Annotated in this window: 18 protein-coding genes; 5 read left to right on the plus strand and 13 right to left on the minus strand. The window is 36.6% G+C overall.

Annotated elements, in window-relative coordinates; translation table 11 throughout:
• Positions 1 to 7 precede the first annotated feature (7 nt).
• The 6 genes from AC0L5Q_RS14680 to AC0L5Q_RS14705 form a co-directional block, all read right to left on the minus strand.
• The gene (locus tag AC0L5Q_RS14680; RefSeq protein WP_077339073.1) at positions 8 to 343 is read right to left on the minus strand and encodes a tRNA-binding protein; all 336 of its coding nucleotides are present in this window, start codon (positions 341 to 343) and stop codon (positions 8 to 10) included.
• Entirely contained in the window at positions 324 to 1,250 is a 927-nt protein-coding gene (locus tag AC0L5Q_RS14685; RefSeq protein WP_473610307.1) for a DMT family transporter, read from the minus strand. The genes AC0L5Q_RS14680 and AC0L5Q_RS14685 overlap by 20 nt, the downstream gene beginning before the upstream one ends.
• Before the next feature lie 158 nt (positions 1,251 to 1,408).
• The gene (locus tag AC0L5Q_RS14690; RefSeq protein WP_473610311.1) at positions 1,409 to 2,128 is read right to left on the minus strand and encodes an AraC family transcriptional regulator; all 720 of its coding nucleotides are present in this window, start codon (positions 2,126 to 2,128) and stop codon (positions 1,409 to 1,411) included.
• On the minus strand, positions 2,115 to 5,156 hold the full coding sequence (locus AC0L5Q_RS14695; RefSeq protein ID WP_473610315.1) for a DUF2339 domain-containing protein: 3,042 nt from the start codon (positions 5,154 to 5,156) through the stop codon (positions 2,115 to 2,117). Before AC0L5Q_RS14695 ends, AC0L5Q_RS14690 begins: the two co-directional genes overlap by 14 nt.
• 13 nt (positions 5,157 to 5,169) lie before the next feature.
• Entirely contained in the window at positions 5,170 to 6,789 is a 1,620-nt protein-coding gene (locus AC0L5Q_RS14700) for a phospholipase D family protein (RefSeq protein ID WP_473610318.1), read from the minus strand.
• A 126-nt stretch (positions 6,790 to 6,915) separates the two neighbouring features.
• On the minus strand, positions 6,916 to 7,602 hold the full coding sequence (locus tag AC0L5Q_RS14705) for an SDR family NAD(P)-dependent oxidoreductase (protein ID WP_473610322.1): 687 nt from the start codon (positions 7,600 to 7,602) through the stop codon (positions 6,916 to 6,918).
• Between the two features lie 178 nt (positions 7,603 to 7,780).
• Between AC0L5Q_RS14705 and AC0L5Q_RS14710 the strand changes: the two genes are divergently transcribed.
• The gene (locus AC0L5Q_RS14710) at positions 7,781 to 9,550 is read left to right on the plus strand and encodes a lysophospholipid acyltransferase family protein (RefSeq protein ID WP_473610325.1); all 1,770 of its coding nucleotides are present in this window, start codon (positions 7,781 to 7,783) and stop codon (positions 9,548 to 9,550) included.
• A gap of 26 nt (positions 9,551 to 9,576) precedes the next feature.
• On the opposite strand, the gene AC0L5Q_RS14715 is transcribed toward AC0L5Q_RS14710, so the two are convergent.
• From AC0L5Q_RS14715 to AC0L5Q_RS14730, 4 genes are all read right to left on the minus strand, one after another.
• Entirely contained in the window at positions 9,577 to 10,092 is a 516-nt protein-coding gene (locus AC0L5Q_RS14715; protein WP_473610329.1) for a hypothetical protein, read from the minus strand.
• A 197-nt stretch (positions 10,093 to 10,289) separates the two neighbouring features.
• Positions 10,290 to 11,993 (minus strand): bifunctional protein-serine/threonine kinase/phosphatase, encoded by a 1,704-nt coding sequence (locus AC0L5Q_RS14720; RefSeq protein WP_473610332.1) that lies wholly within the window; start codon positions 11,991 to 11,993, stop codon positions 10,290 to 10,292.
• A 145-nt stretch (positions 11,994 to 12,138) separates the two neighbouring features.
• Positions 12,139 to 12,951 carry a formate/nitrite transporter family protein gene (locus AC0L5Q_RS14725; RefSeq protein ID WP_473609669.1) on the minus strand — a complete coding sequence of 271 codons (813 nt, stop codon included), beginning with the start codon at positions 12,949 to 12,951 and terminating at the stop codon, positions 12,139 to 12,141.
• Positions 12,952 to 13,186: 235 nt separating this feature from the next.
• Positions 13,187 to 13,609, minus strand: a complete 423-nt coding sequence (locus AC0L5Q_RS14730; protein ID WP_473610336.1) for a CBS domain-containing protein — start codon at positions 13,607 to 13,609, stop codon at positions 13,187 to 13,189.
• A gap of 128 nt (positions 13,610 to 13,737) precedes the next feature.
• On the opposite strand from AC0L5Q_RS14730, the gene oxyR reads away from it, so the two are divergent.
• Positions 13,738 to 14,634: a DNA-binding transcriptional regulator OxyR gene (gene oxyR / locus AC0L5Q_RS14735; RefSeq protein ID WP_473610340.1), complete on the plus strand. Its 897-nt coding sequence runs from the start codon at positions 13,738 to 13,740 to the stop codon at positions 14,632 to 14,634.
• Between the two features lie 65 nt (positions 14,635 to 14,699).
• On the opposite strand, the gene dmeF is transcribed toward oxyR, so the two are convergent.
• Complete coding sequence (gene dmeF / locus AC0L5Q_RS14740) at positions 14,700 to 15,668, minus strand: CDF family Co(II)/Ni(II) efflux transporter DmeF (RefSeq protein WP_473610343.1); 969 nt, start codon at positions 15,666 to 15,668, stop codon at positions 14,700 to 14,702.
• 100 nt (positions 15,669 to 15,768) lie between these two features.
• Here dmeF and AC0L5Q_RS14745 point away from each other — a divergent pair, with 100 nt between their 5' ends.
• From AC0L5Q_RS14745 to AC0L5Q_RS14755, 3 genes are all read left to right on the plus strand, one after another.
• Positions 15,769 to 16,050: a metal/formaldehyde-sensitive transcriptional repressor gene (locus tag AC0L5Q_RS14745; RefSeq protein ID WP_473610347.1), complete on the plus strand. Its 282-nt coding sequence runs from the start codon at positions 15,769 to 15,771 to the stop codon at positions 16,048 to 16,050.
• A 177-nt stretch (positions 16,051 to 16,227) separates the two neighbouring features.
• Entirely contained in the window at positions 16,228 to 16,959 is a 732-nt protein-coding gene (locus AC0L5Q_RS14750; RefSeq protein WP_473618315.1) for a haloacid dehalogenase type II, read from the plus strand.
• 317 nt (positions 16,960 to 17,276) lie between these two features.
• Entirely contained in the window at positions 17,277 to 19,064 is a 1,788-nt protein-coding gene (locus AC0L5Q_RS14755) for a putative bifunctional diguanylate cyclase/phosphodiesterase (RefSeq protein ID WP_473610351.1), read from the plus strand.
• A 126-nt stretch (positions 19,065 to 19,190) separates the two neighbouring features.
• Here AC0L5Q_RS14755 and ahpF read toward each other — a convergent pair whose 3' ends face one another.
• Together ahpF and ahpC are read right to left on the minus strand one after the other, a co-directional pair.
• The gene (gene ahpF, locus AC0L5Q_RS14760) at positions 19,191 to 20,795 is read right to left on the minus strand and encodes an alkyl hydroperoxide reductase subunit F (RefSeq protein WP_473610355.1); all 1,605 of its coding nucleotides are present in this window, start codon (positions 20,793 to 20,795) and stop codon (positions 19,191 to 19,193) included.
• Between the two features lie 109 nt (positions 20,796 to 20,904).
• Complete coding sequence (gene ahpC / locus AC0L5Q_RS14765; RefSeq protein ID WP_473610358.1) at positions 20,905 to 21,474, minus strand: alkyl hydroperoxide reductase subunit C; 570 nt, start codon at positions 21,472 to 21,474, stop codon at positions 20,905 to 20,907.
• Positions 21,475 to 21,741: the final 267 nt, after the last annotated feature.

Consider the following 21,741-nt stretch of genomic DNA (forward strand, 5'->3'; position numbering starts at 1 on the left):
TTCATTATTAGATCAGCTTAGCGCCATTAGGTACATTAAATTCAGGCATGGCTAATGCTATCGCGCCATTGCTGTCGTAAAAACCGGTGACTAAACATTCCGACATAAAAGGCCCAATTTGTTTAGGCGGGAAATTAGTCACGGCAAGTACTTGCTTACCTAATAAGTCTTCTAAGTTATATAACACCGTAATTTGCGCGCTCGACTTTTTAATGCCGACTTCTTCACCAAAGTCTATTTTCATTTTATATGAAGGATTACGTGCTTCGGGGAATTCGGTTACTTCGATAATAGTGCCAATTCTTAAATCGACTTTCTGAAAATCATCCCAGTTTATTTGCATTTTTTCGCCTTATATTTTTAATTGAAAAGTTTGTAATCGATTGAATACTTATGTTGGATATTAGCGCACCTAACAGTATTAAGCTTAACGAAATCAGTATATTTGAAGACCACATGTTAAGCCCTACAACGGCTAAAATAACAGAAGATATTAGCGGAGTACAAAAACTCAAAGACGCTAATAGCTTTTTGTTACCTTGTTTTAATGCAATATCCCATAAGTAAAAAGCACCGCCAACAGGACCTAAACCTAATAAAATAATACTTAACCATTGTTTACCCGTAAACTGCCAATTTAATGCGTTTAACGGATCACTCGCCTCTAATTGAAAATGTGCGATAAGAGAAAGCACAGCAACAACCAACGATAACCAACCAATATTATCAACCGTGTTAGTAGAATTGCTTTCTGACTTTGAAAAATACCAAGAATAAGTTGACCATAATAAGGCGCAACAAGCGGCCAATGTATAGCCTTTTACATAGGCGGGGTTATACATAAGATCAGCGTCACCCACTATAATAAAACTCACACCAATAAAACCGACTGAGCTACCTATTAATGCTTTAAATCGAGTCGCTTTAGTTGCTAAAAATAGCGCTAAAAGCATTGGCCATAAATAAGCAATTAGGCTAACTTCAATGGCTGGAGCTACTTTCAGCGCAGCAAAATAACAGTAATGAAAACCGAATAATCCAGCAATACCTACTATCCACTCCTTAATAGCTAAACTGGGTTGAGCAAATAAACGTTCTTTTAAAATGAGTCGCTTAATAAACATTAATAAAGCTGAAATAGCAAAGCACATCGACAACAACTGAAATGCTGGAATATCAGCGGTATTAACGCCTAATAAAGCTAAGCAGCTCCACATAATAATAGCTAAAATGCCAAAAAATGTTGCCATAATAATACGACTCAAAGGGTTTTATAAAAGATCTATTATCTGACTATTTATAAATTAAAGTGTGCAGAAAGGACGCTTTTTTTGTTTGAGAAGACGGGGTTATTAATGACTATTCTTTTTTAACCTTACCAACCTCTGTGGTTAATATTCAGTTTTTTCTACTTCCAACGACTAAACGCCTTTGGCGAATTACCAAAATAGGCTTTAAATTTTCGACTAAAAGCAGAAGGGCTTTGATAACCCACTTGCTCTGCAATTATGGCAATAGGTGTGTCGGTATGAGTCAGTAGCGTTTTAGCTTTGTCCATTCTTTGTTGAATGATGTATTGCTGAGTGGATAGCCCTATGTTGTCTTTAAATACTTTTTTAAATTGTGTAACGCTAAGAAAGGCGAGTTGCGCTAGCTGTGTATTGGTGATCTCTGTTGTTAGATGTTGGCTAATGTAACTGAGCACTTTGTTTAGACGTTTATCTATGTTGTTCGATAGCGGTTGTTGCGCTAAAAGCTGATAAAAAAACTGAAAAGTAAATGCTTCAATTTCTTGGTTAATATGATGATTTAATTGCGTTTCAATAAATTGTATAAAGGCGAGCAGCGGGGCGTTAATTGATACTTTCTCGTTAGGCGAAGCTGTAATGTTTTCAGGCAGAATGTGCGTATCTACCACAATAAATCGAGCATTTTCGTGCGCTTTAAATTGATGAGTTTCGCCCGATTTTATAATAACGCAATCACCCATACTCACTAAGCCAGAAAATTCACCCACGCTAATATCAATAGAACCATGCAAGGGTAACACGAGTTGATGATAGCTATGTGCATGGCTCTGAATGTTATTGGTGTAAGAGCGTATTGAAATACGGCTAATGTGATTCATTTAGCGGTACATCAATATGTCTGTTTAGGTTTATTTCGTTTTCTATTCCCTTAGCTATTTCATCATTCAACTTCATTTTACTGACCAGTTTTTGATACCAAAAAGACGCAGCTAAAATAAAGATACCAATCCCCATAAATAAAATAACTTTTTGCCAAAGTAGGGCGTTTGCAGCGTCTACTAAAGCGAGCTTACCTATACCCAATAATATGAGGGTGAAGCTGTATTTTACTGTGGTTATATGTCTGTTTTTCAAAAATAATATTGCAGCGCCATGTATGGCTAATGCTGGCGCAATAAATAACTCAAGTCGATATTGGTATAACGCAGTGAATAGCGATAAGTAAGTTATTACCCCTACAGAATGAAGTAATAAATGACTGTTGTTTTTGGTGAACTTAGTCATAAATGATTGCTGAGCAAAGTAACGTTGTTGGTACACCATTACGATTAAAAACAGCGCGGGTATTATGGTATATAGCGGGTCGAGTTGCGTTAGCACCCAACCTGATACCACCAACAAGCAGTTAATTATATAAACCAATGTTTGGTTGTTTTTTATGTGATCTGAACGGCGAGTAAGTGCTAAGCAAGCTGTCCAATAAATTATAGCGGTTAGTAAGGCCAGTAATAAGCTTTCGGTATGAAAACCTACGGCATTGGGCAACGCAAAACCTAATGAAACGAGTCCCCAAGTACAAATAAATTGATAGATCGGAGTGGTTTTTTTTCTATGTAATAAATAACTTACGCCATAAAAAGCGGTAAAGCCTAATAATGCTAATACACTGTTTATTAAACTAAGTTGACCAATAACCCCCATAAATAAAACGCTGGCTAAAACCGTTAATACTTTGGTTTCTTTGATCAGTAAATGATGTTTTATTTTTTGTGCAAAAAACAGTGCAAGTGCTGGCGATAGCCATAAAATAAGCAAAGCATTTTCGTCTAATTTACGTATCGCTGAGCCAACCCAGCAAATAGGGATCAGTAAATAAAAGAGGACTCTGGCGGCTTCTGCAATATTTTTGAGTGAGCTGTTAGGGTGATATTTTCGATAGAAGGCCGACCATAACCACAGTTGTGAAAATACTGAGATAACGGCTAACTTGGCAAATAAAGGTAAAGCTGAAAATCGGTAGCTGTCTACCAATAGTGCACTTTGTGCGATATAAAATACTGGAACGGCTATTAACAATGCGGCAAATAATTCAATAGACACTTGTTTACAGTAGCGTGCTCTAAATAATATAAAAACTTGTAAGCTTATTGTTGCAACGCCTGTCCAATCACCCAACCAAACAGAACTACAAGCAATAATTAATACCGAAAGCCAAACCACTTCAACTAACTGTAATAACGGCTTTATATGGTGTTGAGAACGTAGATCAAAACCTTGCGTGGCAATCATGCGTTGCCATATGGCGATTATTAATATGATTGCGGTTGAAAGTACCCAGCCGTCTACCGACTGTAAGGCAGGTACTGGGAAATACGGCGCAATAGCTGCCCATGAGTAGATTAGCGCGATAGCCAGTAAAGCTTGTGCTTGGTTACTAACAAAGCTAAGCGCATATTTACGGCCTACATATAATAGTAAAAGCCCTTCAACTGCCCACGATATTCCCCAATAAGCATTACTAATAGCGCTAATTATAGCGAGCACTCCCCAAAGGGCGGAAAGTAATATGATGAAAGGTGTTACGGGGTGTTTTACTTTATAAAAAAGTACCGCGGTAGCCACAGTAAGTAGCGCGTTAAACGTAAAACATACGCTCATTTGTGTGGTAAATAATTCGCTGGCTTGAAAAAACATTAATACGGTAGAACCTACTAATGCGGCAATAAAAAGTAAGCTTTTTTTAGCTGAAGGGGCTAGTAGGTTTTGCTGTAATTCTGCCTCAGATTTATTACTTAATTCTTCATTGTGTTCTTTGTCTGAAAAGAGCATTAATGCCCCGTAGATAAAGAAAATAATATAAAACAGGTTAACTGCCCAAGCTGATATTTGAATGCTTTCAACACCTATAATCCATTCTACCGAAGCAAGGGTAAAGGCAAGTGTTAAATTAGCGAGCCATTGTTCTTTGTTTTTAAAAGCAAAAATTAGGCTGCTTATTGCGACAAAAGACAAAGATAATAAATAATAAAGCGGTTCAATTTGTACGGTATTCGACATGTTATTAGATAAGATAGGCATAGTAGCAACACCGATAATGCCTAAGCTTGAAACAACTTTAGTGTCTAACCATTTGGCGATACCATGACACAGCAAAGCAATACCGAAATAGAGTGCGAGTACAACTAGGCTCGGCAATATACCGTAAACACTACCTGCAAAATATACGGTGCAATACGACAATAATATGCCTAAGGTAACAATTGCAGTGGCAAATTCATTAAAACGTGTTTTTATTTTTAGTCCTATACCTATGCCCATAACGAGTAGGGCGGCAAAACACATAAGTAATGATTTGGATCCTGCGCCTAGTTGGTCTATTAGCAATTGCATTAAATAACCAAAGCCTGCTAATACCAGCGCTATACCAGCAATGGTTAGAATGAAAATACCTAACATGCCTTTTTCTTTGTACGACTTATACATATTAGCCACAGGCGTTAGCCATTCAAACATCATCGACAATATTGTTTGAATAAAAGACTGTAAAAATAAATTGATAGCAGAAGGTTTAGCTGGTTTTAGTTTTTGAGGTTTATGTGTTTTATTTTGAGTCGTGTTTTGTGTTTTATTTGGGGCAACACCAGAACTAACTCCAGCAATGCTATATTCGTTAACTGCTAATGGTGGTTGTTCTAGCGGGTTATTTTCTTCTAAATAAAGTGTTTCTTGATGCGCTGTTACTGAAGCATCGTTTTTAGTATCACTTATTTCACTGGCACTATGTGGCTGTGACTTAGCCTGCTCAACTAAGGTGTTTAAGCGTTCTTCAACCTGATTTACACGCTCGCTAAACTGGAGTTTAAGTAATGCTAACTCCGACCTTAGTAGCTTAATTTCATTATTCATCCATAAACCCTAGCTAAAGAATATTTTTAGGTACAACTCTACGTAACTTTACTTTGATTCGTTTTAACAAGCCAACTTCGCCATCAGGGTTCCAATCTAATGTAGTTTGCCATGCGTTTTGTGGCTCCATCTCTTCAAGCATACCTTTTTTTACATCTTTGGTGACTGCTTTTGAAGGGATGATGGTAATACTTTCGGTATTTAAATTAGCGCTACGTGGATCTAAATTAAAAGTACCAATAACAGTAATTTCGTCGTCTATCACCATAGATTTCGAATGTAAGCCGAAAATAGGTGGTGTGGTCAGTTGTTTATCCATAACTTCCGACATGATTTTTTGTCGGATAGCTGCATCGGGTTTAAATTCGTAAATTTTAACGCCTGTTTTGAGTAACTTTTCTCTGTCGCGTTGGTAGCCACTAAAGGCTTCTAAATTGTCGTTAGAGGCTAAACTATTGGTGAGTATTTTTATGTCTACACCTTTATCGGTAAGTTTTTTAAATAAATTTCTACTGAGTTCTGTTGTTACTAAGTAAGGGGTTTGAATGATCACCGACTTTTTCGCATTACCCACTAGTTCAATAAGTTTGTCAGTAGAAAGTCCGCTACCACCTAAAAATTCATCTTTGTCATTTTTACCCGGAATATCGGATATGTATTCAACATTTTGTAGCCAATGTACTTTACCGTTTGCCGCTTGTTGTAAAAATGCTTCAGGAATTTTATTCATTTTTGCACGTACAGATGGAACATAATTTTCTGGATTACAAGCGTATTGATGAAGTGTATCGTAATTACCAAAATCAGAGTCAGCTTCATCAGTATAATCAAACTCACTTTTAACCAGTTCAGTTACGGGCACACTTAACGGATCATTCCAAAATTCTTCGAAAGATGATTCAATCGAGCTAACAGAGCCGCCGAGTAATAGCACATCGCGATCTCTAAAATTATATGCGTGGTCGTAACCAAAGTATTCATCGGCAACATTGCGGCCACCGGTTATTGATATTTTTCCGTCAACGGTAAAGGTTTTGTTATGCATACGCTGATTAAAACCATGAAAACTAGTGGTGAGATTGGCTATTTTTTGTAGAATATTTTTACCAATATTTGCTAGAGGGTTATATATTTTTATTGATAAATTTTTGTGCGCGTCGAGTTTTAATAGTTCATCACCCTCAGCGTCTACCATTAAGTCATCTACCAACAAACGTATTTTTACGCCTCTGTCAGCTGCTTGTATTAAGTAGTCAGCAGCAATTAATCCAATATTGTCAGCTGAAAAGATAAAGTACTGAATATCAATTGTTTTTTCAGCCTTATGAGTTAGCCAACCACGAGATAATAACGATTCAATACCTTCTTCAAGCACGTAAACACCTGTGCTGTTTTTCATTTTCTTTGAAAAAGGTGCTAAATGCTCAGATAAAGGTTTTGGATCTGGTTTATTGAGGGCTGCGCAAGATTCTGTGCTGATTGTATTCGTATTCTTAGGAGTATTTACTTGTAGCACGCTAGGCTGTGCAAAGGAGCAGGCAGTAATCAATAAGGTAAAGCTTAACGTGGTTGTTTTTATTACGCATAGAGCTTGTTTTTTTAATGATGAGGGTATTGAGAGTTTATTTATCATAAATGTTGATGATCCGTCAGGGGAATATACGGTGAATTTTAATACCTTCTCTTTGTATTATGAGAATAACGCTGCCGAAACGTGTTGAGCAGCGTAGTGAATAATAATGTAATGCAATTGGTATGGCTACCAATCAATTTTTTTACCATTTTCATCAAGAAACTTACCGCTATTTTCCATTGATAACATTTCTATTGTTTGAGTTAAGGTGCTAACCGCTTCGGTAATGGTCGCGGGAGCTTCTGGTCCGCCCATATCGGTTTGTACCCAACCAGGGCTAATGGCATTTACAATAATATTTTTATCAGCAAGTTTAGAAGCTAGTCGTCTAGTTAGCATATTAATAGCGGCTTTACTCATGCAGTAACCATCAAATCCTTCGAGGGGATTTTGGTTGTTGGAAATTGAGGCTAAGCCAGAAGATAATTGAATAACCTTTGAATGCTGGTTGAGCTGAGACGATAACGCTTGTGTTAATAATGCAGGCGCTACACTGTTTACTTGAAAGTTATTGGTTAAAGCAGCTTGTGACCATTCACCAAATACTTCATGTTCGGCCACACCTGCATTATTAATGAGTAAATCAATGCCGTTACACAAGTTGTTGATGCTTTTAGCTGTATTATTAATGCTTGATTCATCGAGTAAGTTTACTGTTAGGTGATGAAAGCATTCATCTATGTTGCGATTTAATGTTGCTTGATCAATAGCACTACGTGATAAGGCAATAACCTGCCAACCATTTGATAAATAATAATTTACAAAACCTAAGCCTATGCCGCGATTTGCTCCTGTAATAACAACCGTTTTCATGTAGTTTCCTTGTAATAAGCGTTTTTATAATAATAAACAATGTACAGATAACCTCCTAGTACAATTATTGTCAGTGAATAAGAAATTAGGAGAAATGAATACTTTTGATAGAAAACTCGGTCTTTTGTGCATAAGCTTGAATTTATATTTATTTTAGGACCTGTTGTTAGCGAACTTTATGAATAAAACCAATGAAAACATTTCCGATTTACGATTAGCGTCGCTACTACCAGATACCTTATTAGGCAATATATTAAGGCCTATTTCGCCCTTGCTAGATAAAATATTAGGTATTGATAAGCTTCATCAGCTTTATGTAAAAGGTGATTTATGGGGATTAGAAAAACAAGAATTCTCTGAGCGACTATTAAATCAATTAGGCGTTCAAATTGTTGGTGGCGCTGGTGTTGTATCGAAAATTCCTAAAGAAGGGCGCTGTATTGTTGTATGTAATCATCCTTACGGCATGGTAGAAGGTGTGATTATTGCTAAAATTTTAACTGCCTTTCGAGCTGATACAAAAATAATGGCGAATTTGGGATTAAAAGTTTTTAAAGAAATTGAAGATTATTTTATTTTTGCTAACCCGTTGAAACCTAAATCACCTATAAATACCTCTGCAATAAAAAAATGCTTTAAACATATTGAAAACGAAGGTTTGTTAGTGGTGTTTCCAGCAGGAAGAGTATCGTTTTTTCAGCCTGAAAAACAACGTATTGCTGACGCAGAATGGAACCGAATTGCCATTCAAATAGCTGTTAAAAAGCAAGCGCCAATTTTACCTGTATTTATTTCAGGTACTAACAGCAAACTGTTTCATAAAATGGGGCAAATTTATTACCGTTTTCGTTTGCTCATGCTAGCGAGAGAGATGGTAAAACTTCAGCAAGACCCAATTAATTTAGTAGTAAATAACTTAATTACGCCTGAACAGCTTAACGCATTTAGTGGTATTAAACGTATGAACGAGTTTGTAAGATTACAATGTTATTTAAATGACGAAACCTATTTAACACCTTGGGTAGAAGACGATGAAGTAACAGAATTTAAAGATATTATTCCTATGTCAGACCAAAGGTTAATGTCAAAAGAGTTAGCCGAATTACCTGAAGAACAACAATTAGTTAAGTTTAAATCGTTTACCGTGTATTACGGTTATCAGCATCAAATACCTACCTGTGTGAAAGAAATTACACGTTTGAGAGAAATAACCTTTCGAGAACTTAATGAAGGTAGCGGCGAAGCGTGCGATACCGATCACTTTGACGCAACTTACATGCACTTATTTATATTCGATCATCAAAATGAAGAAATTATTGGCGCTTACCGTATTGGCCAAACTGATTTGCTTCAAAAAGACGCGGATGTGTCTAAGCTGTATTTATCGCAAATGTTTAACTTTAAACCTGAGTTTATTAACCAAAATCAGCCGTGTTTAGAAATGGGGCGTTCGTTTATTGTTGCTGAGCATCAAAACAGTTTTCATGGCTTGTTATTACTTTGGAAGGGCATAGGCGCTTATGTGTGTAAAAACCCTCGATATAGAACCTTATACGGCACAGTATCGTTAAGTAAATTGTACGATCCAAGATCAGTAGCTTTAATTGACGAAATTGTGGTGACCAAACGCGAAGGTGTTGAAGCTAAAGCTCCGTTTAAAGGAAACTTACACCCTGAAGCACAAGATTTTTTACATGAAAATACTGTAAATTTAGATCAGTTATCAGCATTAGTTGAAGGCATAGAAGCTGACGGGAAAGATATTCCAGTATTGTTAAAACAATACTACAAGCTGGGAGCTAATTTCCATTGTACGGGGATAGACCTCAACTTTAATCACACACCGGGGTTATTGCTAAGTGTTGATTTACCTAACGCACCAGACAAATTGTTGAAGCTGTATTTGGGTAAAGACAGAGAAGCTTATTTAAGTTATAAGTCAGAGTAAATAACATTGCGATGAGTTATTTATAACTACTGAGCTACAGTGTTTTTCTCACGTAAATAAGTAGCGGTAGCTGGCGCAATACCAAATGCGGTGTTGGCGGTAGTGCTTTGTGCGAAGGTAATTTGGGTGATCATTGCGTAATGATGAACAGCATGACTACCTGCAAAAATAAGCTCTCTTGCCACAGTAGTTTGTACTACTTGTACTTTTTTATTGCTGGTACTTACTTCTGTTGATAAAGGAATCATACGGTTTAAATCGCTATTTGTTAAGTTTTGCATCCAAGCAGCTATTTCATCTAGTTTGTTAATAGCTAATTGCGGATTTTCTTCCACTTTGCTACCACGTAAACGTAAGTCGTAGTCGATAAGATCGGTTTCCATTCCCGTAATAACGGATTGGTAATGATCAATAATATGACGGATATGAGAACCTGCTGAACTGATAAAGTTTGGAGAAATAATTTCTACATAATCTTCTTGTGTAACACTGTTCAGATATAAGCGTCCTTGCTCAAGAATTTCTAATTGGCTAGTAAGCATGTGTATGGTTATTCCTCGTTATTTATGTAATACCTTTTTATGTACTTTTGAGATCATTCTCTCAAAGGTCTGTAAATAAGACCGCCTATCTTAAATAAATATTCATAATTTTTTACAATAGTTAATTTACTTGTATTTTAAGTCATCAACATGAAGTTAAGGTGACAAGTTTTTATTCTAAATTACCTTATGTATATCTATAGCGCTTGAGCGATAACAATAATAAACAAAATTACGCTTATGCCTTGCCAAAACATTACTGGATCTCGTTCCATTAAAGGAGGTTTAGTTTTAGCTAAATAGGTTTTATTCGGGTGACGAATATCGTGAATAAATTCTGATAACTCGGCATAACGTTTTAATGGGTTAATGTGTAGTGCTCGTTTTAAAGTGTAGTCTAACCATAAAGGAAGCTCTGAGTCTTTAGTGATCAGGCTACGATAAGTTAGTCTTTCTTGAGCCGATAGACTATTTGCTTGTGCAATGGCATTCCCGTAGGGGAACTCACCCGAGAGCATTTGATAGGTGATGGCTGCTAGTGAGTATATGTCTGATTGTTGCGTGCCTAGCTGCCCTAAAAAGTACTCGGGAGCTGAATATCGAATGGTACCGCGCATTACGTCTTCGGTGTTTGCATCGGTCACTCCTGCAATAAACGTTGAACCAAAATCAATGATTTTTACCGTATTGCTGCTATCAATCATGATGTTGTTAGGACGTAAATCTTGATGGATCATTTCTTGGCGATGGAAAGCCTGTAGTCCTTTTGCTACTTGTTCAATAATGTCGCGAACTTGCTCTAACTTTGGCTTAGGGTTGTCTATCATCCACTGGTTTAGCGAAATACCTTCAATGTATTCTGTCACTAAATATAGATAGTTACGCTTACGTTTGGATTCAATCGCTTTAGCTACATTGGGATTATTTACCCGTTTGGCTATCCATTCTTCCAACATGAATCGTTCTAAATATTTTGTGTCGTTTCGTAGTTCGGTTGAGGGGGTTTTGATAACAACCGTTTCGTTGGTGTCTTTATCGCGAGCTAAAAATACGTGGCTGCGGCTACTAATGTATATTTCGCGCAGTATTTCATAACCATCAAACTCCATTCGTGGCGTTAATCTTGGCGGTAACGGCAGCATGGTAAGTTGATGAACTTCGTCTAGCTGATATTCAGGTATGTTTTCAACACGTGCTATTTGTATACTGAGGTTGTCGTCGCTACCTAGTTGAAGGGCTTTATCAAGAATTAATTGTGCCGCGCTGTTTAACGAATCAGTATTGTTAATCGCTTGTGTAATATCAGAACTTTTAATGAATTCGTATATGCCATCTGTCGCTAAAACAAACGTGTCACCTTGCTCTATGGTGAGGGATTGGTAATCAATTTCTAAGGTTTGATCTATACCCAAAGCGCGCGTTAAATAAGTAACATCTGCCGACACTATACGACGGTGATCTTCAGTAAGTTGTTCTAAATTATCACCTGATAAACGATAAATACGGGTATCGCCTGAGTGGAATAGATGCGCAGTATTTGATTTAAAAACCAAGGCGCTAAAGGTGCAAATATAGCCTTTGTCTTTATCGAATCGGTAAGGGCTATTGCGTGTTTGTGCATAAAGCCAAGAATTAACTGACTTAACCACTTTTTGCACTGAGCTTTTAACTGACCAAGAGTCAGAGGTGCAATAGTAGTCTTGTAAAAAACTTGCTACGGCTGTTTCGCTAGCTATTTGACTTACTTTACTCGAACTGATGCCATCGGCCATAGCCAGTGCAATACCTTTAGCACTGAGCAAAGGTTCTTTAGGCGAAACACTACCTAGAAAATCTTGATTAACGGCTTTTACGCCCTTGTCGGTTGCCCCACCAATACTGACACTCAGTGATTTGCTCATGTATTATTCCTGAAGAAGATGGCTTAGTTTACCAGAGTCGCTTTGTTGTAAAAGATAAAATAAAAAAGGCTTCGTAAAGTTAATTACGAAGCCTGAAACTGCTAAATACTCATTTGTATTAATAACATGCTTTTAATAAAGCGCCTTACGAAAGTTTACGCTCAGGCGATGTTTTAACATGCGTTAAATAAAGGGGTAAACCGACTAATAATAACCCACCCGCTAAATTACCTAAAACCGTCGGAATTTCATTCCACAATAAATAATCGTAAACGGTAAAGTCGCCACCCATTATCATAGAAAATGGGAATAAAAACATATTCACAATAGAATGCTCAAAACCCATAAAGAAGAACAGCATAACCGGCATCCACATCGCCGCCATTTTAGCCCCAGCAGAAGTAGAAATCATCGCGCCAACCACGCCCATAGACACCATCCAGTTACACAACATACCGCGAATAAAGATAGTTAACCAACCACCAATACCGTGCTCTTGATAGCCTAAGGTTCTTGATTCACCGATTGAAGCGACTTTAGCAGCAATAGCACCACCATCAGCCGAATAACCATAGGTTAAAATAAACGACATAAAGAAAGCGGTGGTCATCGCACCGGCAAAGTTCCCCACAAACACCAAGCCCCAATTGCGCATAACGCCGCCAAAGGTAACACCAGGTCGTTTATCCAATAAGGCTAAAGGCACTAACGTAAACACACCGGTTAATAAATCAAACTTCATTAGGTACAACATAATAAAGCCAACAGGGAATAAACAAGCGCCTAAAATAGGGCTGCCAGTTTTAGTGGCTACGGTAATAGCAAAAATAGCGGCTAAGCCAAGAATAGCGCCAGCCATAAAGGCACGAATAATAGTGTCTTTGGTAGACATGTAAACTTTCTGCTCACCAGAATCGACCATTTTGGTTACGAATTCACTGGGTTCAATATAAGCCATGATTATTTCTCACTTAATTATTAATATGTTGGAAGGTATAGTGAGTAATAGAGCAATTCTAATACCAAATGATTAACTAACTGTTTTTATTGGAAAAGTTTATTTCATGATAAATGTAATGAAGGTGGATGCATTAAAATAGACGGAGGAATATCAATGTTGCACTAAAGCGGAACATAAAATAAGTGCCTTTATCTTTTTATGACAGATAGATAAAAGCATTTATTATTTGTTGCTATCGGTTTACTGGTATTTTTGAACATAGCGTTAAGTTTTTGTTTAATGCATTTAAAATGTCGTGTCTTGTTAACGTACCGATCAATTGTTTATTTTCAATGACTAAATATAAGCTTGATGTCTCTTTCAATAATTTAATGGCAATGTCTGATATACCGTGGTCAGGATTAATCGCTACAAAATTCGTATGTTGAATATCACCAACTGATACTGGATTATCGCAATGATAGCTGCTCATTAGCATGGCTTTATGACAATCATAATCAGAGATAAACCCTGTTACTTCATTTGTCTCATTAACCACAGTTAAACCGGCTAATTTCTTATTTATTAACAATTCAACCGCAATCACTAAAGGCGTATTACCTTTGATTGTTAGTGGATGCTCTAACATAAATTCTCTTACCGTTACTTCAGCCATAATATGTACCTCGTTTGTTTTAGTACGGTTATCATATGGCTTACTGTGGTATAGTTAAAATAGATTGATTTTATTTATGTGATAGGATTTAACTATCAATAAAGGCCGTTTTTAAAGTTGGAGCTACTATGATTAAAATTCGTGATTTAGAATACTTAGATGCTATTGATACACATAGACATTTTGGCCGTGCGGCAGAAGCATGCTTTGTTAGCCAACCGACGTTAAGTGGTCAAATTATGAAGTTAGAGGAGCAGCTTGGACTTGTTTTAGTTGAACGCCAAACCCGAAAAGTAATGTTAACACCCGCAGGTGAGCGTTTAGTGGCTGAAGCACGTAATGTATTAAGAGCCGCACAAAGTTTTGAAGCTTCAGCGAAAGCTTTGTTAGATCCCTTTTCAGGCGATTTACATATTGGGTTAATACCTACATTAGCGCCGTATTTATTGCCTCATATCATGAAAGATTTAAATGAAAAACTGCCGAAAATAAATTTTTATTTACATGAAGATAAAACCAAAAATCTTTTAAAATCGCTAGACGACGGCAAGCTAGATTTACTTATTTTACCTTGGTTAGACGAGATGGATAAGTTTGATAGATACGACTTATTTGAAGAACCTTTAGTTTTGGCTACTTCAAATGAACATCCATTGTCGGCTAAAAAAACGGTGAGTTTAGATCAATTAACTAATTACGAAATACTCACACTAGAAGATGGCCACTGCTTACGCGACCAAGCTTTAGGTTTTTGTTTTACTGCTGGCGCTAAAGAAGACCATAGATTTCAAGCCACTAGTTTAGAAACCTTAAGACATATGGTTTCAAGTAATATGGGGATCACCTTGCTACCAGAGCTGGCAACAATAAATACAGACTCAAACAGCACAATTAACTACGTACCTTTTACTCATCCTAAACCTCATCGACAAATATCGCTTATGCTTAGGTCTGGTTATTCAAGAATGGAATGTATTCGAGCGGTAGTGAGTAGCGTTAAAGCATCAATGAAAGGGGTGATATAATAAGAGTAAATAGGGTCTGCTTATTTCATTAAACAGACCCTAAGATATTTTGCTATTGGCTAAAGCTAGCTATTATCGATTTCTACCGTTACATGAGAAACATGTGGTAAAAATTTTAAGATGAGTTTCTTAAAATCTTGAGTATCTATAATTTCGGTAGAGCTCACTGTAAGAATGGCAGCTTGGTGCGATGTCGCTATTTTCCAAACGTGAAGATCTTTAACAATCGCATTTTTTTCACTTACGGCTTCGGCTATTTTTTCTAAGGTAGACACCTTAACTGATTTGTCTAACAGCACAGAGCTTGATTCTTTGATCAAACCGAAAGACCAATGAAAAATAACCAAGGCACCCACTATGCCCATTAAAGGGTCCATCCAAGTTAAGCCAATGTATTTACCAATTAATAGGGCAACAATGGCAAGTATTGAAGTTAATGTATCTGCTAAAACATGGAAGTAAGCCGCTTTGATATTGTGATCTTGGTGGCCATGTTTGTGGCCATGTTGATGAGCGTGATGGTCATGTCCGTGTTCATGGTGCTCATGGTCGTCATGATCGTGCCCGTGGTGGTGATGATGGTGATCATCTTTAAGAATAAATACTGATAGCACATTAACTGAAAGGCCAATAATAGCTACAATAATTGCTTCGTTAAAATGAATATTGTGTGGTTCGATAAGTCGTTGAACAGACTCAATAACCATCATAAGTGCAACAATGGCTAAAGCCACAGCACTGGCAAAACCACCTAAATAATTAACTTTACCTGTGCCGAAACTAAACGACTTATTTTGCGCATGCTTTTTCGCGTAGGTATAAGTAAAAATAGTAATAAGAAAAGCTGCTGAGTGAGTACCCATGTGCCAACCATCGGCAAGCAAGGCCATAGAACCTGTCCATGTGCCGGCGCCAATTTCGAGGAACATAACCACAGTAGTTAACCAAAAAACGATTTTAACTTTGTGCATGTTTTGTGAATTATTTACGCCAAGATCATGAGAATGACAGAATTGTGTATTAGACTCGCTCACTCTATTTCTTCCTTTATTTACCAATTAAAATAGCTAAGTTGATTAATGTTTAATGAAAGAAGTATACTACCCCCCAGTATATAATCATAGAAAATATATTATGGCACATACTCATAATCCAGCAGAAAACAAGAAACTACTCACGCGTATTCGAAAAATTAAAGGACAGTCGATTGCTCTTGAGAATTCGTTAGAAAACACGCCTGATTGTGTGGCTTTTTTACAACAAATAGCGGCATTAAAAGGTGCGGTTAATGGCTTGATGAAAGAAGTATTAGAAAGTCATTTACGAGAACATTTAGGGGCTGAAGATATAACTCCAGAGCAACGGGGAGAAGAGGTAGAACAAGTGATCTCAATTTTAAAAAGTTATATGAAATAATAGAAAATTTATTTAGTTCATTATTACTTACATTTGTTATTCATATTTTTTAAAACTTCTTGAACAATCATTCAAGAAATAATGTTAGTATTCTCACACATTTATTTTGTTTAATAATATTTACCCTGAGGTTTTATGAGATTACGTTTTTTATCGGTGCTAGCAACCGCTTTTTTTATGTTAAGTAGTAATGTGTTAGCCAATGATAACAACAAATTAGAGGCACAATTAGTTAAACCTAAAGTGATTATTTTTGATGTTAATGAAACACTATTAGATCTTGAAAATATGAAAGCATCAGTTGGCAAAGCGCTAAATGGTCGTGAAGATTTATTACCCTTATGGTTTTCAACTATGTTACATCACTCTTTAGTGGTTTCTGCTACTGGAGATTATCAAACGTTTGGTAATATCGGGGTTGCTTCATTACAAATGGTTGCTGAAATTAATGATATTACTATTACTAAAGAAGAAGCAAAAAATGCTATTTTAACACCACTACGTTCGTTACCTGCGCATCCTGATGTTGAACAAGGCTTAGCAAAATTAAAAGCGCAAGGTTATAAGTTAGTTACGCTAACGAACTCGTCGTTAAAAGGGGTTAAGCTACAGCTTAAAAATGCTAATTTAAGTCAGTATTTTTCTGAAAATTTAAGTATTGAATCTGTTGGTGTATTCAAACCACATTTAACTACTTACCAATGGGCAATTAAAAATTTAGGAATTAATGCTAATGAAGCATTAATGGTTGCTGCACATGGTTGGGACATTGCGGGTGCTGAAAAGGCGGGCTTGCAAACGGCTTTTGTACGTCGCCAAGGTAAGGTGTTATTTCCTCTGGCTGAAAAACCTGACTATAGCGTGCTTGATATAAACGAGCTGGCAAGTATTGTTAGTAAGTTTAAATAATAGTAATACTAAGGAAGCTTTTTAATTAAAAACTTAAGCTGTTTTATTCGATGAACTAAACCGCTTAAGTTTCCTTCTCCCCAACTATTTTATCTGCTGAATTCGAATAGTAAAAAATGCCAAGCATTAAGTGCTGTTGTTTACTTTTTATAGCGTAAATAAAATCGATTCTGGTATATATGATTAATGTTGGTATGCCTTTATATTTAAACCCGCGCTAAGCAATGGTTTTGCAATTAATTTGCATTTGAAATATTTGTTACTATATACTCGTTGCTTCACAAAAAGGACCTCTTTTTTAAGGATAATATTCTCAGATGCTCGTATTAAATCAGCGTCATTCTCGATTGTTTTTAGTTCTTTGTTTTATTCCCGTCGTTATATTTGCTGTTGTACATTTCATAAAAGGGAATTTTCTATTAGCGTTTTCATTAGTGAGTACTTCAATTGTTTTTGCTATTAACTTTAAAAATATTAAAGATAATAAAATAAGTAATAAAAATCTCACTAGCATTATTATTTCGATGTGGTGCTGCTTAGCATTAGCTAGTTATTATGTTGGTATCCATGGTATTTTTTATACGTTTCCGTCAATTGTAGGGCTTTTCTTTTTAGTTTCTATTCGGTTGGCGTTATTAATTTCAATACCTTCTATATTTGTCTTTTTGGCGCTGACTATTTTGCATGGGGAGGAGCTTGATACCTTAAAACTTGCTTCGTCTTTTATGTTAACTATTATTTTTACAGCATATTCTGCTTATTTTTCAAGGCATCAAAAAGATGCACGAGACCAAGAATCCAAAAAAGATCCGCTAACAGGTGTAGCCAATCGTCATGGGTATAATGAGTGGCTAGATGAATGTCATGTAAATACCAGCATTATGTCTATTACATCTATTACTTTAGATATTGATAATTTTCGTATAGTTAATGATACTTTTGGGTTTGATACAGGAGATAAGTTGATTCAGCAACTTGCAGGGAAATTGCTGAATATCATAGAAAAAGAAGCAACAATTCAACGCGCGAAATCACAATGTATAGCAAGGCTTTCTGGTGATGAATTTATCATTGGTTTAACCAACTTACCTGAAGAACTAGACATCATTCCACTTGTTGACGAGCTAAAATTAGCCGTTAGTCAGTTGTCAATTATGTCAGAGAACCCAACTAAAATTTTTGCTTCTGTTGCTGTTGTACGAACAAACCGTTTAAATGGAAAGTTTACGAATATCATAGATAACTTAGATATGACCATGAGACATGCTAAGCAGCTTGGTAAAAATAACGTACAAATATTTGAGGAGTCTTTAGGTCAACAGTTTGTAGAGCAAAAATATATAGTTAAGGAATTAGCTCAAGCACTTAAAAACAACCAGTTTCATATGGTTTTCATGCCAATATTTAGTAGTACTAAAAAAATTTCTGGGGCTGAATTGCTTCTTAGGTGTGATAGAGCAGAGCTTTCTGAATATGGTCCCGATATATTTATTCCTGTAGCTGAGTCTTATGGTTTAATAGAAGAAATAGATTTTTGGGTACTTAATGAATCATTTAATATTATTACTAAAATCGATGTATTAAAGTCATCAAACATTGATTTTTTCTCGATCAATATTTCATCCAATCAACTGCGCAATAAAGAGTTTGTACCTCGAATAAAAAAATTGGTTGACCTATATAGCATTGACCCATACAAAATAGAGTTGGAAATTACTGAAACGAGCCTAGTAGAGACTGATTTACAGGTAATAGAAATATTAGTATCGTTAAGAAGAATAGGCTTTAGGCTCTCTTTAGATGACTTTGGTACGGGTTTTACTTCGTTTAATCAACTTAAAAAATATCCCTTAAATTGTTTAAAAATAGATAGAAGCTTTGTGAGTGGAGATATGGAAAATTTATCTCCGCTTAGAGGAATGTCTGATGTTATTTTATCTATTGCTAAGCTTCATAATTTTGATGTAGTAGCCGAAGGTGTTGAGACGGAACAACAATACATTGAGTTGAAAAATAATGGCTGTTTGTACTTTCAAGGATATTGGTTTTCTAAACCGCTAACCGAACAAGATTTTGTGCATTTTCTCGTACATGCTGATACTTAATAATTATACCCGTTATCATTCAAGGTGCTCTGAAATAGCCTCTTGATTGGTAACGGGTTATATACCTTACTTCCATTAAAATAACGTTATAGCTATTGATTCCTTAGCTTAACTGAGCGAACTTAATTAAGCTGCTTGAGTTTCTTTTTCAATCACTATTTTTTCAGCTGCATTTGGCGTTCTAATTAAGTAATCAAAAGCGCCTAGTGCTGCTGTTGCACCACTTCCCATTGCAATAATGATTTGCTTGTAAGGTGTGTGAGTTACATCACCTGCCGCATAAACACCTGCAACGCTTGTTTCTCCATGGCTGTTAGTAATAATTTCGCCACGAGGTGTTAAATCTACCGTATCTTCTAAAAACTGCGAGTTAGGCACTAAACCAATTTGTACAAATATACCCGCTAGCTCAAGGCTTTTGGTTTCATTGGTTTGGCGGTCTAAATAGTTAAGGCCTGTTACATGATTGCCGTTACCTAATACTTCGGTGGTTTGTGCATTCATAATAATTTCCACGTTGCCTAATGATCGGGCTTTGTTTTGTAAAACCGCATCAGCTCGTAAACTTGAATCAAACTCTAAAACCGTTACATGGCTTACAATACCCGCTAAATCGATTGCGGCTTCTATGCCTGAATTACCACCACCAATGACCGCAACTGATTTACCTTTAAATAATGGGCCATCACAGTGTGGGCAATAGGCTACGCCTTTACCTTTGTACTCTTGCTCGCCCGGTACGTTCATTTCTCTCCATCTTGCACCTGTGGCAATAATGGCCGAACGAGTTTGAAGAATGGCGTTGTTTTCAAGCTGAATTTGGAGCAGTCCTCCCACTACATCACTTTTAATGATCTTTTTAACGCGTTGACCATTCATAATGTCTACGTCGTATTCTTTAACGTGTTCTTCTAAGCTGGCAACCAGTTTTGGACCTTCGGTTGCTTTAACCGAGATAAAGTTTTCAATGGCCATGGTGTCTTGTAGTTGTCCGCCAAAACGGTCGGCTACTACACCTGTTTTTATCCCCTTACGAGCGCTGTAAATAGCTGAAGATGCACCCGCTGGACCGCCACCTATCACTAATACATCTAATGCTTCTTTTTTATTAATAGCGTCTGCTTGGCGCGAACCTGCATTTACATCAACTTTGTTGAGTATTTCTATCACCGACATTCTGCCTTGAGCAAACGGCTGTCCGTTTAGATAAACCGCAGGTACAGATAAAATATCTTTACTGTAAACTTCTTGTGAGAATACAGAACCATCTATCATTACATTGGTAATTTGTGGATTAATTGCTGACATCATATTGAGTGCTTGCACAACATCAGGACAATTTTGACAGCTTAACGATACGTAGGTTTCAAAGGCATATTCGCCTTCTAAATTACGCACCTGTTCTATAATTTCTTCACTTAATTTTATTGGGTGTCCGCCACTGTGTAATAAGGCTAATACCAGTGAGGTAAATTCATGTCCCATTGGGATCCCAGCAAAACGTATTTCAGTGTTGTTGGTTACGGACCTTACTAGCATTGACGGAGCACGTTCGTTGCTACCATCGAGTTCTACTAGTTGGATAAGAGGTGACATGGTTGCTATTTCTTGCACTAATTCGTTTAATTCTTTTGATTTTGCGCCGTCATCTAGAAACACTGCTAATTCAACTGTCGACGTTAAATTTTGTAGGTAGTTCTGTAATTGGGCTTTTAATTTTGTATCTAACATGTTGAAAATCCTTAGCGAATGTTGCTATGTAAAGTAAAGATTCAAACCTTGTTTTACACACAGTAAACAAGGTTAAAACAAGGTTTGTAATTATTGGAAAAAAGACTAATTAAATTTTTCCAACTAAATCTAAAGAAGGTGCTAATGTTTCTAAACCTGGCTCCCAAGCTGCAGGACAAACTTCACCGTCGTGCGCTGCAACATATTGCGCTGCTTGAATTTTACGAACTAATTCTTTAGCAGAGCGGCCTATACCTAAGTCATGTACTTCAGCAATTTTAATTTCGCCTTCGGGGTTGATTACAAATGTACCGCGAAGTGCTAAACCGTCTTCTTCAATCATTACACCGAAGTTACGTGTAATTCTTCCTGTTGGGTCACCAATCATTGGGTATTGAATTTTGCCAATAGTGTCTGAGCTGTCGTGCCATGCTTTATGTGTAAAGTGTGTATCAGTTGATACTGAGTAAACTTCAACGCCCATTTCTTGAAGTTGTGCGTAATGGTCAGCCATGTCGCCTAATTCTGTAGGGCATACAAAGGTAAAGTCAGCAGGGTAGAAAAATACTACTGACCATTTTCCTGCTAAGTCAGCGTCACTTACTTCAATGAAATCACCGTTGCTATAAGCCGTTGCTTTAAATGGAAGTAATTTTGAGTTGATAATTGATTGAGTCATGTTGCTCTCCAAAGTTAATGTAAGTTTGAACGTTTTGTTCAGTGCTTTTGTTTAAGTTGGGATAAGTATATGGAATGATGTTTGATAGGTATAATTGAATAAAACAATATTAACGATAGTTTTTATCTATCGTTAAAGGAGTAACGAAGATAAAACCATTAGTAATGAGCTGGCCGTCATTAAATTAAAAATCTAGCCTTCTGTAGTTCTATTTTTAGCAAAGATTTAGTGAATTAATATAAGTTTAAGGGGCTTTTCTTTAATTGA

This window comes from Pseudocolwellia sp. G5-9 (genome assembly GCF_055808995.1).